The organism is Photorhabdus australis DSM 17609 (assembly GCF_000711895.1).
Classification (GTDB): Bacteria; Pseudomonadota; Gammaproteobacteria; order Enterobacterales; family Enterobacteriaceae; genus Photorhabdus; species Photorhabdus australis.
This window is the reverse complement of record NZ_JONO01000046.1, coordinates 25,232-39,647: the sequence shown is the minus strand read 5'-3', so window position 1 is coordinate 39,647 and position 14,416 is coordinate 25,232. Positions and strand designations below refer to the sequence as shown.

Genomic DNA, 14,416 nt, shown 5'->3' with positions numbered 1-14,416 from the left:
ATGGAAAAGATGTTGAGATAAGTGGTTGATTAAAAAATCAGTTTGTTCTCGGGAAAGCAAACTGTCAGACCCCCCATTATCCGATTTCAGTTTACCTTGATTGAGGTAATCACTGATATGGCGGTCAACGGTGGTCTGATGGAGTCGCAATGCCTGGGCGATCATCACAGAACTCCACCCTTCAGAAGCCAGAAGGATGGCTTTTATTCTGTCTCGTACTTGACCATCGCGAGTGGTGTCGTGAAGACGTTCAAGTTTGATTTTTTGTTCTGATGTAATAAATATTTTCATAGCGAGGATAATGATCTCCATTTCGGATAAAATCAAGCATCTTCAATGATTACGGGTATATTGCAAATAACCGGATAGTTGCATGAAAAATAATAAGATACAGGGCCATATTAGGCCCTGTATTACTATAAATTGTGATTAGAGGTACATATTATCTATATTCTTCCTGCAACTTGTTTTGTCTCAAATTCCACAATGAATCTTCCGGCATTTGGACACGAATATCTAAACGGCAATAATCGGGAATATCGCAGGGTTCACCATCCTGGTAGAATATCTTGTTACCCTTGTCATCAATAGATTTAACTCGCCAATTCTGAAACATTTCAGGTAAATGTGAATGTTGACGGTGGAAAGTTTTAACAATAATGGAACCATCAGGCTGAACTTGATCCTTAACAAAAATCAGCTCGAGATTATTATTATCGTGAGGAACAGAAATACCCCCATGTATTCCCCAACCACCATCCGCGTTATACCCTAAAATATTTGACAGGTGATATATGCCGGTCCCCTCTTTTTTAACGTCTGCACCCTCTGATTCTTCATTAGTTGAGAATGTGCCATCGGGGTAAATTTCTACTATCGGAGAGGCTCTCTTGAGAAATCCGTTGGTATCCGGCTTAGCATTAGCATCATCCCAGAATTTACGTGTAGTTTTAGCCCCCGCATTTATGTAATCTGTACGATATGTATCTCCCCCATGTATGAAAACCAATCTGTGGCTCCATACTCCCTCAATTCCTTCGCTTGATGCACCATTTACATTACTAAATCTTAACTGGACTCCATACACATTTGGCAACCCATATCGAGTGACGAAAGGCGTATTAGGGGCAACCCAAGAACAACCGTTATATATGTTTTCCCATCCATTCAAATTAGTAAAACGCATTGCATCATTAGTTGATGCAGCCCCCACATCCCCCGCATTCAGACTAACATCACCGCTCAATGCTTTACCATTTATTTTCCGGCTATTAGGTACTTTGCTATCAATATTTCCACGCAATGAATTAACGATTTCCTGAACCAATTTTTGTGTCACTGCTAATGTGTCATTATTACCTATCTCATTAGTCAGTTGAACAATGCCTTTTTGTGTCAATGAGGCACCTGGAATTTCTGCTGAAACTTTTTGTTTTAACGCCTGATTTAATTGCGCGGTAAGTTTAGCTATATCACCATCATCCAAAACATCACTACCCGATTGTGTCGCGATAAAATCAGCCACAACAGATGATATGGTTGATGATTGACGCAATGCCTTATTTAACAAGTGAACATCGACAGGACTATTGGGTATCAATCCAGTCTGTAACTCTGGGCTATTTTCATAAGAAAATTGACTCACCACATTAGCGCCACTCTTAATAGAAAAAGCCTTAAAATCATTTTTTTGGCTCATATACTCTCCTAAATTCCCAAATTAAATAATTCTTTATTATAATCACCACATTAAATTATTAAAAAACTCTCTTTAATTTATAGCAATTATCCATAGCACAACGACAAGCTCGTTTTTAAACGAGCTTTTATTAAATTAAAACGCCGGTTAAAAAACTTTTTATCAATATTTAAAAAGACGGTAAAAACATTAATGCTATTATTATTGCGGTTTTTCAGGCCAGTTAATATCTGGTGCCAGTGAAGTATCAATCCGACTTAATAATACCAGATACTTTTTCCAATCGAGTAATAACGCCTTTTCAGCTTCCGATGCCATTTCAGTTTCAACCGCATATTGCAATACCGTTATGGCCTCATTGGCTTGTTGACGAAAAATATCACGTTGTTGTTCTGCCTGTTTAATCTGACTGGTTTGTTGCGCTTCAATATCCGTTACCCATTTTTCACCATCCCATTGATCAAAATCCGTAGCCGGTGGCTCGAATGTCAATGTTTCTGCTAATTCACCCAGTTCAGAAACTTCCTGTTGTTCACCCGTTTGTGTGTTGTAAGCTATTTTCCCTCGATGGTCAGGGACAATTTCCCAATGGCTTTCGTCCGCACTGCGACGCACAGCCAGATTATCGGCATCAGGAAGATTTGGCGCATCAGAATAAGAATGTGCGGATACACCTACCCCTTCCGCCACATACTCAACATTAGTGCCAACGAATTCTCTCGAATAAGGATTAACATGATAAACCTTTATCCAGCCGGCTTTAGTTGCTAAACCATCTTCACCTAATATAGCGGTTTCAGTATCTAAGATATTTTCGTGTGTCATTATTATTCTGCCTTTACGATGTAGTTAAATGCGATATTGCGGGGTCTTGACACTCCTATATAGTTCTTATCCGCCATCCAGTGTGCTGTTTGATTACCTCCAATGAATCTAGTTCTTACCGAAATATTGTTATCTTGGGGAATATCCCACTGTAATTTTGTGCGATCATTGTGCGTGAAGGTAATAAGAGCATCACCACTACCAACGTCTTGAACCGAATAAGCCCCTTCTTGCCATGACAATAATGAACGAGATGGATCTACCCCTCTACTATCATCCCATCCACGAATAAACTCCCCCCTTAAATCGGGTAACCTGCCATCAGGATAAGCTTCTGCTAACCTGGGATACTGTGATCTACTAAAAGCGGAGCCATTACAAGTGAAATAACCGGAAGGTGGATGCGGCAATGGCCAGGGAATAGGAGAACCAACAGGAATTTCACTGGTTGTTTTAATCAATTTATCCACTTCTGCTCGAGTATATGCCCCCACATCACTCGCATTCAGACTAATATCTTCAGTCAACGCTTTACCATTTATTTTCCGGCTATTGGGCACGTTGCCATCAGTGACTATTTGGTTTAATGCTCGATTTAATTGGGTGGTGAGTTTAGCCAGATCACCATCATCCAGAACATCATCACCTGATTGTGTCGCAATAAAATCAGCCACCACAGATGATATGGTTGATGATTGACGCAATGCCTTATTTAACAAGTGAATATCGACAGGACTATTGGGTGTCAATCCAGTCTGTAACTCTGGGCTATTTTCATAAGAATATTGACTCACCACATTAGCGCCATTCTTAATAGAAAAAGCCTTAAAATCATTTTTTTTGTTCATATACTCCTCTTAAATTAAATCATGCTCTTCTATAATCAACATATTAAATTATTGTACAAGTAATTTCTCTCAATTGGAGTCAATCATAGTTTAGTACATAAAAATAACAATGAATCGTTTTTATAACTTACAGGATTAATTGTTTTTATATAATAGGTGAAAAACAATCAGGTCAATATTTGATAATTATTAAAAACTCCGATTTTACACTTTTATTTTTATGAAAAAATTTCTTGGCTTTACTATAACCCACTGATAATAAGAAATCACAAATATTTATATGTGAAAAAATAGCGAAAAATAAAACAGGAAAATAATATAAGGTAATGGCCAAGATAAATATTTTCCCAATTATTTTCTGGCCTCTGCCATGTCCGACCTCCATTTGAATATGCACGATGCAAATCTCATCGTCTCTTCGATGACCCTTGATGGCCCGATACCCATATCGACAGTTGAGGCACTCCTTGCAGCGGAAATGGATAGTAAGGTTCAACAGCAAAGCTATGAAGTGCGGCAACTTAATTTACCTTGGTGCCATTCGTGGCTCTATCGCTGCACAACCCAATTCACGACATTATCATCCCACTTAAGCCAACATTAATCCGGGATATCGCGATCCATAAATTGTATGAGGTGGAAGAGATCTCAAACAAAATTATAGCGCAAATAGGTTGACTCTAAGATGCTAAACATAATTCCATGGATTTATTCAATTGATTGAGTGAATCACCGATAACGCTTTTCCACTGCCTTTTTATAAATACTAAATCGAATTCATAAATCCCCTTGATAGTGGTATGAACTGTTGCCATCCATCATTTACCCCATTTTTAATCTTGCTTGTTCGTTTGTTAGCATGATTGTAACAATTATTCAACACATGTTACGCAAAAATATCAAATGTTCATGATGGCTCACTAATTTATAAATTATCAGATAATTAAACTTTAAATCATCTATAACAATCTATACTTACCTAGTTAGTTAATATTTTTAGAACACTCTTTTAACCTTATTTTAACCTTACAAGGATATGCATCATGGGTGTTTTTCAGTATAAAGATTTTGATGACGCTACTTCAAAAGAGTTATTTTCCGACGCTAAAGCCATTTCCGGGTATGCCTACCATAATCTGGGGAGTGGATTTGCTGAGGGATATTACAATTACGGTTTTGGCTTAGGGATGCCATTAACGTTATTAAAGGCTATTATCGGCAGCACCACCTCACAAGGCATCACGCCTAAATTGCCCTGGAATCCAGATTCGGAAAAACAAGCACGAGATAAGCTTAACGAAGCTGGATGGTTTACTATCAGCGCTGACGAGTTAGGCTATCAGGGTAAAACAGATGCCCGAGGTACTTTTTATGGCGAAAAATCAAGTCACTCCACTGCCCAAGCGGAAGTGATGGGAAAATATGATGCCGACGGCAATTTGATTTCTATTGGCATTGCATTTCGCGGCACCAGCGGCCCACGGGAAACAATAATCACCGATACATTTGGTGACATTATCAACAATGTGTTGGTCGGCTTAGGAAAGACAGAATATTCGAATAACTATACACCAAACGCTTTTGGCCGGTTGCTGGATCATGTGGCTAATTACGCTAAAGCTAATGGCCTTACCGGAAGTGACATTGTGGTCAGTGGTCATAGTTTGGGCGGTTTAGCGACGAACAGTATGGCAGAGGCCAGTAATGAAAAATGGGGTGGATTCTACTCCCAGTCTAACTACATAACTTTCGCTTCACCATCACAGTATGAGAAGGACGGCAAAGTGTTGAACGTGGGATATGAAAATGACCCAGTATTCCGCGTTTTGACGGGTACCAGCGTCACTTCCTCATCACCCGGTGTACACGATGCACCAAAGGATTCTGCGACAAATAATATTGTTAACTTTAATGATCACTATGCCTCAAACTGGTGGAATGTATTGCCTTTCTCTATTGCTAATCCATCAACCTGGGTTTCGCATGTCACTCCGTTTTACCAGAGCGGCATGCAGCGCATTATGGATTCAGTGTTTTACGACCTGACTCATAAAGATTCGACTATTGTTGTCAGCAATCTTTCCAACGTCGCTCGTGTAAATACCTGGGTACAGGATTTAAACCGCAATGCTGAAAAACACACTGGCAGTACTTTTATTATCGGTACCGACGGCAACGATCTAATTAAAGGTGGTAAAGGAAACGATTATCTGGAAGGACGCAACGGGAATGATATATTCCGTGATGATGGTGGATTTAACGTTATTGCTGGCGGACAAGGTCATAATACCTTTGACTTACAAAAGTCGTTGAAAGGTGCGGAAATAGCTTATGACAAAGCGGGTACCTTGTATCTGCGCGATGCACAAGGTGGAATCACCATTGCTACAGATATCTCCACAGTAAGAAGCAAGGAAAGTACCTGGCTGTTTTTCACCAAAGATGTCGATTCTCAAGTCAGAAATGATGGTTTGTACTCCGCCAATAAGGGGCTAACGAAATACGCTAATTCAGTAACCGGCAACGACGGGGACAATACTCTTACGGCTAAAACCTCCGGCTCTTGGTTGTTCGGCCTGGATGGTGATGATACTTTGATCGGCTTTGGTAATAACAATGTCTTTGTTGGCGGTGAAGGTAACGATGTGTTGAAAAGCCAAGGCAATAATAATACCTTCCTGTTTAGCGGTGAATTTGGACAAGATATTATCTACGGTTACAACAAAACAGACAAACTGGTGTTCCTGGGTACCGAAGGCAGCAGCGATAAAAGTAGTTATTTGGATCACGCCTCTATGGTAGACAATAACTTAGTGTTTACCTTCGGCCAAAACTCAGTCACTTTAGTTGGCGTCAGCATGGATAGCCTATTCGCAGATAATATAATACTGGCATAACATAAAAATCATGCGATATCCCTATCCATAGAGTGGCCATCAAAAATGGCCACCTTTTGGGAACTCACCTAATAATCAACGATAAAATAAAAAATTTTACTCACTTTCCACTGCAATATGATCTGCCAGTAATGTATGGCTTACAGCATATTTCGCTTGCCATGCCTTAGGGTTGATCAAATAATGTTGCCGGAAACGTTTAGAAAAATGACTTGGGCTGGAATAACCCACTGCGGTAGAAACATCAATAACACTCATCCCTTTCTTCAATAAATCTTCCGCTGTGGTCATACGAACATTTTCCAGATATTGATGGAAAGTGCGAAAAACAACAGCACGGAATCCCTCTTTTAATTTTCTCTCATTCAAACCAACCGCTCTCGATAGCGACTTTATTGTCCAGGGGGAATGATAATCATTGTTAATTATTTTTATTGCATTATAAACCGCACGGCGCTGCAAACCATTAATCACATTATATTGACAATCATAAATTTGAGCCGCCACACAAGCAAGTATCTCTAACGCCTTCGCCTTCAAATAAACCTTTCTAACATTACCATTTAATTGACATTCTTCTATTTGATTGACTATCTGCATAAATGGCGGATAAATCGGACGAGCCATCATCAAAACATCACTATAGCTAACATTTTTCTCAAAGCCCGACGTCAATTGGGTAAAGCATGGCAATTCCTGAGCTTCAATTTCATTCAAAGAAAAACGGATATCAAGAATATGCCACATTCCACAGCCAAAGAAATTCATGCCACGTGTCATCTTAGGTGAATAGAAAAATACCATTGTGCCGGGATTAATATCTAAAACATCGCCGTTCTCAATCGCCATCTTCCCTTTCCCGCTCAAAATAAACGCAATTGATACCGTCGGCGGCCCTTCACAATATTCTGTGAAATCTTTGTTAAGCTCAAAACGAATTCGATTTATGTGAATTCCGTCTGATAATTCCTCAGTTTGTAATGCGGGACTTGTATTATTTTCCTCCTCTTGTAAATGCATGCAATTGCAATGGTCAGCAGCGAAAACTCCCAATTTCTTGCTATAGATCGTCTTCATGAGATCCCCCTGTAAAATTAGCATCAAACACCATTTCAAAAGCGCTATCCACACTAAAACAGTATATTGTGCATATTAAAGACATTATATTTTTATATTATATATATATACGGAACGTAAATATCACGCAATTTATCATTAATGATAATCATTATCAATAGTACGTATCGCGCTACTTTTGTCCCTATCCCGTTAGCCCCCTTTTATTACTCCGGTTAGCCTTCTCTATATGTTTTTTGTTTTACCACACTTAATTTTTGTAAAACATGATTTGAAAAGGCATAGAGAGTATTCATATGAAAAGAAAATATGCTAAGGCTTCTGTTTTATGTTGCCTAATTTCGCCTATGGTTTGGGCAGAACATTCGCCTGAAGCCACAGAAGATACTTTGGTCGTGACAGCTAACAAACGGGAAGAAGCATTAAATAAAGTTGACGGCAGCGTTTTGGTTAAAACAGGCGAAGAACTTGAGCAAGCAGGTATTACCCAAGTGCAAGATCTTGAGCGCGCTTTCCCGGGTTTACAAATCCGTTCACGCGGTAACCGAACCTATTCAGCAACCACAATTCGGGGTATCAGTTCACCCGATTTCTATTCACCTTCTATTCGAATTTATGTTGATGGCGTTCCTCAAGATCACCAGTTTCTAACACAAGAATTAATCAATGTAGAACGTGTAGAATTATTACGCGGCCCCCAGGGCACCTTATATGGCGGAAATGCACAAGCTGGTGTTATCAACATTATCACCCGTTCACCAAAAGAAGGCCCTTGGCTTAACCTTTCTGGTAACTACTCTAAGTTGAAACAAGGCGGTTCCTTCAGCGGATCAATACCTCTTATTGAGGACGTTCTTTACGGCAGTACCAGCCTGCGCTGGATAAACGAGTCTGGGCAAATCGATATGCCAGATCGTGGTGATAAAAATATTGACTCCAGCAAAACCTGGCTAGGTAAAGGACAACTGACATTTGCGCCAGAAGATTCCCCTTTCAGCGCTGAACTTAGCTTTGCTCATGAAGATCTCGATTCACATGAAGAACTTTATTTAACCGACGAACAATTTCGACAGAAGACATATAAAGGCTCTATCCCTGATCTGACAAGAAAGGTCAACAGTTATACACTCAAAGCTGAATACGATTTTGGTAACAGTACATTAACCAGTGTTACTTCCTATCAGGATCGCGATATTTTCCGTGATTTCATCGGGGGTAAATGGAAAGAGAAACATCACGCCACAACCCAGGAACTACGTTTAAACTCCAGCTATTCAAATGGGATTAGCAGCATTCTTGGCGGTTGGTTCTCAGATGAAAACAACAAACATCACACTAGTTATAATAATGCCAACAACAAAATAAAAGGAAAATCGCTAGCACTGTTTGGTGAAGTTAAATTACCGATTGCTGCTCAATGGGATCTAACCCTTGGCGGTCGTTTATCACATGAAAAATCCCAGATCGACTATTCAGGATCTGACATCATGAAGATCGACGCTTTCGATAACCAAGTTTCTAACAACGAATTCACACCTAAAGCGGCTCTGGGCTGGCAATTGACACCCGATAGCCGTTTCTATGTTTCTGCAACTAAAGGTTATAAGCCCGGCGGATTCAATAACATTGTTTCCTCTGCCGATAATAGAAAGCCTTACGATACCGAAACCTCCGACAATTATGAATTCGGCTGGCATACCTCGTTCTTTAATAATGCAATGACGTTAGATAGCGCTGTTTATTACATACGTTCAAAAGATAAACAAATCTATGTTGGCCCCATTGGTATGCAGTCTATTCGCAACGCTGGAAAAGCGGAAAGTAAAGGTATTGAGCTAAGTAGTCAGATCAAGCCGATGCAAGGACTTAAGTTTTCTCTTGGCGGTAGTGTAGGTAAATCAAATTTCACTGATGCAACCGATACAACAAATGGCATAAGTTATAACGGCAAACGTCTGCCTTATGCGCCAGATGTCATGCTCAATGCAAGTGTCGACTACCTCATTGATCAAACATTGTTACCGGGTAACCTCTATTTAAATGCCGGTGCACGCTACTACTCAAAAAGCTACTTTAATGAAGCAAATACCCTTGAACAAGGAGGATATACACTTTACGACGCTTCATTAAGTTTAGAAATGGCACATGGCATCAATGTCAAACTTTATGGCGAAAATTTAGGCAACAAAAAGTACCGTCTTTCCAGTTTCCAACAAGGAAACACGTTCAGCATGATGAGTAAAGGCTTGAATGTTGGGCTGGATGTGAGCGTTGCACTATGACGCACAATATCTCACATCCCCGTCATGTCTCGTTGCTACTTTTGGCTTTGGCTGGTGTTTACACCATCCAAAGTACTATTGGTATGTTAACGTTACAAAGCATGCCAGCATTTCTGCGTAGCCACGGTGTTACCCCAGATAAGATAGGGCTACTTTATCTGTTGATGTTGCCTTGGGCGTTCAAATTCCTCTGGGCTCCCATTGTAGAACGCTATCGTAAATCCGGTTCGGGAGATGCCAACTCTCGCCGCATCATGCTCTGTGGTAATGTGTTAATTACACTGCTTTTTTGTGCAATGTCATTAGCAGAACCCGCTGAGCATATGCCACTGATTATCACGGGCCTGTTTCTGATTACCCTTTGTCTGACCGTAGTGGACACCACGACAGATGGCCATGCTATTGACCGGTTATCCCCACAGCATCGCCCCTGGAGCAATGTCATGCAAGTCGGAGGCAGTTATCTGGGGTCTATTATAGGCAGCGGCCTGTTTTTATATCTTACCTCGCTGTATGGCTGGCATATTGGCGCTGGTGTGTTAGCCATATTGATTCTATTGATGTCACTGCCTGTTTTATTCATCAGGGAAACACAGGAAAAGAAAGAATCGGATGTTTCAAAGCCTGCGGCAACACCATCATTAAAGAGTGCATTACGCCGTGCCCCGGTCAAACAGGCACTCGTTTTAATATTGCTCTGTATGATTGGTACACGCCTTTCACTCGGGATGCTCTCTCCGTTTTTGATAGATCGCGGAGTAGATTTAACCCAACTTGGCATCATTGCTGCCAGTGGTGGTGCATTAGCCGGGTTATCTGGTGTCTTACTTGGCGGCATCATTGTACGTAAATTAGGTGCCATTCAAACATTATTGGGTCTGATGCTGCTTGAGTGTATGGTATTGGTGGGTATTTTCTGGCTTGCCCAACAATCAGAAGCCCCGCTATCCCTACTTTCAACTGCATACGTCTTCATCACGTTAATCACCGCGGCTAAATTTGTTGCCTTGTATACCCAGATGATGTCTCTGGCAGCGGGCACACAGTCTGGTGTGGATTTTGCGTTGATGCAATCCGCAGATATGAGCATTGCGATCATCTGTTCTATGCTAGGTGGAGTCATTGTCACCAAAGTAAGCTATGCTTCCCTTTTCGCTCTTGCATCATTATTCACCCTCACCGGTCTGTTCTGGGCACTACACAAATTCCGCGATTTCCAAAAGGAGAACGTGAATGCGCAGTAATGATTCTTCTATTCAGAACTCACCAGAACAACGTGCTGCCGATGCCGGTGTCATTCAAGAGCTGTGGAATATGATGCGTCCATATCGCACTCTGAGTTACGTTGCTATTGCACTTGCCATCGTTTCCGCCGGTCTGCAAATACTACCGGCAGCCGTTGCCGGGCTGATCACCCAATCTATCTATGATGGCCGATATGACACGCTATTAAGTTACGGCGTCATGTTATTGAGCTTCACTTTTGCCGCTATGTTGACTTTCAGCGGTTCTACGTTTGTTTCTCATTTGATCGCCGCCGACGTTCAAGCTGATGTTCGTCGTAACATCAGCAGTAAGTTGAAGTCCGTTCCTTTAGGCTTCTTCACACGAACCGACAGCACCGAAATAAAGAAAATGATGTTAGATGACGTAGAACAACTTGAGGATGGTATTGCCCATATCATTCCAGAGATGTCAGCAACTTTATTCGGTCCACTAATCGCATTGAGTGCCATGTTAGCCATTGACTGGCGATTAGCATTAGCGGCATTTGCACCAACTTTTGGCGCTTGTTTATTATTCATCTATATTCAGATGAAAGTACAAACCACGACTCAGCGCTTTTATGCAGCCCAAAATCGTATTGCTTCAACAATGGGTGAAGTTATCAACGCAATTCCCGTAGTAAAAACTTATTCAGGCGGTAATGTTGCACTTCAACGCGCTGAAGGGGCATTTACCGCTCTGACACGTATTATCGATGTTTGGGTTGAGAAAGTGCAGGTCAAATCCAGCCGATTTTTCGTACTAGCCAGCGCTAATCTGTTGTTTGTACTCCCTTTAGCAGTTTGGCTATTCAACCGACAAGAAATATCTTTATTTGAATTCACTTTCTTTATTCTGGCAGCCATGGCATTCGGCAATATCGCCTCATCGATGTTCGCTGTGATGACACGTTTGCAACAACAAGAGGCGTTGATCACACGCTATCGTTGGTTAATGAACCAGCCTGAACTGGCACCATGTATTCAGAGTCAAACACCTGCCGATCATAGCGTTACTTTGCATAATGTCAGTTTCGCCTATCAAGATGAACAGGATAACGCATTAAATAACATCTCGTTTTCTATACCTGCCGGCAGTTCATTAGCCTTAACAGGCGCCAGTGGTTCTGGTAAATCCACAGTAGCGAACCTAATTGCTCGTCTTTGGGACCCTCAACAAGGCCAAATTACTGTTGGTGGGGTTGATATCCGCAATATGGATGAACCAACTCTGCGTAATAACCTCTCTTTTGTTTTTCAGCGAGTATTTCTGTTCAACGATACGATAGCCAACAATATACGACTCGCCCGTCCTGATGCTTCACAGGCTGAAGTTGAAGCCGCTGCCGTCGCAGCACAAGCACATCAATTTATCCAACAGTTACCACAAGGCTACAACACTGTGCTTAACCACGGTATCAGCTTGTCTGTAGGAGAAAAACAACGTATTGCCGTTGCGGCAGCTATCCTGAAAAACTCCCCCATTCTTGTATTAGATGAGGCTACAGCCTATGCCGATCCAGAATGTGAAAAAGAGATGCAACAAGCACTCAATGCCTTATGTCGCAATAAAACAGTGATTGTTATTGCCCATCGCCTGCCGACTATCCGTCATTTTGATCAAATACTGGTCCTGGATAAAGGACAAATCATTGAACAAGGAACTCATGATGAACTAGTCGCACAGCAAGGCGCATACGCCAGACAGTGGTCTGCCTGGCGGCGAGAAAATACCGGGACAGGAGCAAATTATCATGGGGCTATTTAATCGTCTCCAACAACATCTGTCACCAAAACTGCAACGGGTTTGGTTCAACGGATTGTTATATAAGCAGCTTGATACCGTTGCGATTATTGCTCAACTTGCTATTGCTGCCTGGGCTATCACTCATCTGGAGGAAAGTGGCAACAACATACTGCCGCTTATCATTCTGGCACTATTGGTTATTTTACTGTTGATCCGGTTCGCTTTTATGACCCGCGCATTACGTAAACTCACCATTGCCGCTTATGGACTGGGTATAGAAATCCGCCGCTCTTTGCTACAACGGCTGGTCAGTATGTCGGTAGCCACAATTCGGGGATTGAGTGCCGGAAAAGTAGCGTTAACGTTATCTGAAGATGTGCAATGGCAGGAAAACCAGTCAGCCTATACCACACCGCAAATCGCCTGTCAGGTTATGATGCTGACGCTCATCTATCTGGCTTTGTTCTGGTTCGATTGGGTCGTTGCTGGTAGTGCATTACTGGTACTGATGGTTGGCATGCTCATCCTGGGGGCCATCCGCAAAAGACTGAATGAAATATTGCGCCTGCGCGCCGTTATGATGGCTGATGCATCTGAAGCAATTGTAGAGTACGCCCAGGGTATGTCCTTTATTCGTGCTGCGGCAGCGACCACAACGGTAGAACAGCGTTTTGACCGCGAAATCGACCAATTACGTGTCGCATTCCGCCGCGGGGTGTTCAGAAGTATTCCGCTATTGAGTTTGTTTTACATCATTATTGATACCAGCGTGGTCGTTGGCATTCTGGCGGGCGCCATGCGCTTTAATTCACCAGAAGCATTAACACTTTCGGAAATGCTTATCACTATTCTGTTGTTGTTCGCCACGATTACCCCTTTACGCGGGATCATTCCTCTGCTCAATATAACTGCATTGACGCAAGTAGGTGAAACCCACATTGCAGAGATAGAAGCTGTTGCTACACAAGTCTCTGGGCCATTAGCAGCGCCAACCAAATATGATGTTGAAGTTAATAACATCTCATTTAGCTACCCAGGTACTCGTCAACCCGCTATCCAAAACGTTTCGTTTTATGCACCACAAGGCAGTATGACCGCCATTGTGGGGCCAAGCGGCAGTGGTAAATCCACGCTGGCCTATTTATTGCTCTCTTTCTATCAACTGGATAACGGTGAAATCCGTCTAGGTGGGAATCATATCCATCATTACCAAACTCAGGCACTGTATGACACCGTCACCATGGTGTTCCAGGAAACCGCACTATTTCAGGATACTATCGCTAACAATCTCCGTTTAGGTGATCCCAATGCAACTCAGTTGCAACTGGAACAAGCGGCCCGCCTTGCCAATATCCACGATACGATTATGGCATTACCACAAGGGTACGATACACCGTTGGGTGTGGATGGTGGTACGCTGTCTGGTGGTGAGCGTCAGCGGCTTGCCATTGCTCGCGCTATTCTAAAACAGTCTCCTGTTTTATTCCTGGACGAAGCAACAGCTTCGCTGGACCCAGAAAATGAACGGTTGATACAAGAAGCGTTTGATTCTCTTACTCAGAATAAAACCGTCTTTGTCATCGCTCATCGGCTGAGCACGATAACCCGCGCCGATCAAATATTGGTGATGGATCATGGAACCCTTTGTGATAGCGGTACCCATGATGAATTACTAAGGCGTTGCCCGCTTTACCAGTCTCTTTGGAAAAATCACCTTGGCTCGGAAGAGCATTGGCATTTACACCCGCACAAGGTGTAACCCACCTGGTATCCGAC

General features: G+C 42.1%; 11 protein-coding genes. 6 read left to right on the top strand and 5 right to left on the bottom strand.

What is annotated here, in order from left to right; all coding sequences use genetic code 11:
- The 4 genes from BO26_RS13680 to BO26_RS13665 all read right to left on the bottom strand — a co-directional run.
- Nucleotides 1–291, bottom strand: a 291-nt coding sequence (locus BO26_RS13680) for a helix-turn-helix domain-containing protein (protein ID WP_036772244.1), incomplete at its 3' end; no start/stop codon positions are given.
- A gap of 151 nt (nucleotides 292–442) precedes the next feature.
- Complete coding sequence (locus tag BO26_RS13675) at nucleotides 443–1,699, bottom strand: phage tail fiber protein (protein ID WP_036772243.1); 1,257 nt, start codon at nucleotides 1,697–1,699, stop codon at nucleotides 443–445.
- Nucleotides 1,700–1,900: 201 nt separating this feature from the next.
- Entirely contained in the window at nucleotides 1,901–2,524 is a 624-nt protein-coding gene (locus BO26_RS13670; RefSeq protein ID WP_036772242.1) for a tail fiber assembly protein, read from the bottom strand.
- Nucleotides 2,525–2,526: 2 nt separating this feature from the next.
- Entirely contained in the window at nucleotides 2,527–3,372 is an 846-nt protein-coding gene (locus tag BO26_RS13665) for a phage tail protein (protein WP_036772240.1), read from the bottom strand.
- A gap of 370 nt (nucleotides 3,373–3,742) precedes the next feature.
- Between BO26_RS13665 and BO26_RS23510 the strand changes: the two genes are divergently transcribed.
- Together BO26_RS23510 and BO26_RS13655 are read left to right on the top strand one after the other, a co-directional pair.
- Nucleotides 3,743–3,976 (top strand): hypothetical protein, encoded by a 234-nt coding sequence (locus BO26_RS23510; protein WP_157835558.1) that lies wholly within the window; start codon nucleotides 3,743–3,745, stop codon nucleotides 3,974–3,976.
- Between the two features lie 439 nt (nucleotides 3,977–4,415).
- On the top strand, nucleotides 4,416–6,269 hold the full coding sequence (locus BO26_RS13655) for a polyurethane esterase (RefSeq protein WP_036772238.1): 1,854 nt from the start codon (nucleotides 4,416–4,418) through the stop codon (nucleotides 6,267–6,269).
- Nucleotides 6,270–6,365: 96 nt separating this feature from the next.
- Here BO26_RS13655 and BO26_RS13650 read toward each other — a convergent pair whose 3' ends face one another.
- Complete coding sequence (locus BO26_RS13650) at nucleotides 6,366–7,346, bottom strand: helix-turn-helix transcriptional regulator (RefSeq protein ID WP_051690984.1); 981 nt, start codon at nucleotides 7,344–7,346, stop codon at nucleotides 6,366–6,368.
- Between the two features lie 296 nt (nucleotides 7,347–7,642).
- On the opposite strand from BO26_RS13650, the gene BO26_RS13645 reads away from it, so the two are divergent.
- The 4 genes from BO26_RS13645 to BO26_RS13630 are packed head-to-tail and all read left to right on the top strand — an operon-like array spanning nucleotide 7,643 to nucleotide 14,399.
- Nucleotides 7,643–9,628: a TonB-dependent receptor gene (locus BO26_RS13645; protein WP_051690983.1), complete on the top strand. Its 1,986-nt coding sequence runs from the start codon at nucleotides 7,643–7,645 to the stop codon at nucleotides 9,626–9,628.
- Nucleotides 9,625–10,872: an MFS transporter gene (locus BO26_RS13640; protein ID WP_036772234.1), complete on the top strand. Its 1,248-nt coding sequence runs from the start codon at nucleotides 9,625–9,627 to the stop codon at nucleotides 10,870–10,872. The genes BO26_RS13645 and BO26_RS13640 overlap by 4 nt, the downstream gene beginning before the upstream one ends.
- Nucleotides 10,862–12,661: an ABC transporter ATP-binding protein gene (locus BO26_RS13635; protein ID WP_036772231.1), complete on the top strand. Its 1,800-nt coding sequence runs from the start codon at nucleotides 10,862–10,864 to the stop codon at nucleotides 12,659–12,661. The genes BO26_RS13640 and BO26_RS13635 overlap by 11 nt, the downstream gene beginning before the upstream one ends.
- The gene (locus tag BO26_RS13630; protein ID WP_036772230.1) at nucleotides 12,648–14,399 is read left to right on the top strand and encodes an ABC transporter ATP-binding protein; all 1,752 of its coding nucleotides are present in this window, start codon (nucleotides 12,648–12,650) and stop codon (nucleotides 14,397–14,399) included. The genes BO26_RS13635 and BO26_RS13630 overlap by 14 nt, the downstream gene beginning before the upstream one ends.
- The last annotated feature ends 17 nt before the right edge of the window (nucleotides 14,400–14,416 follow it).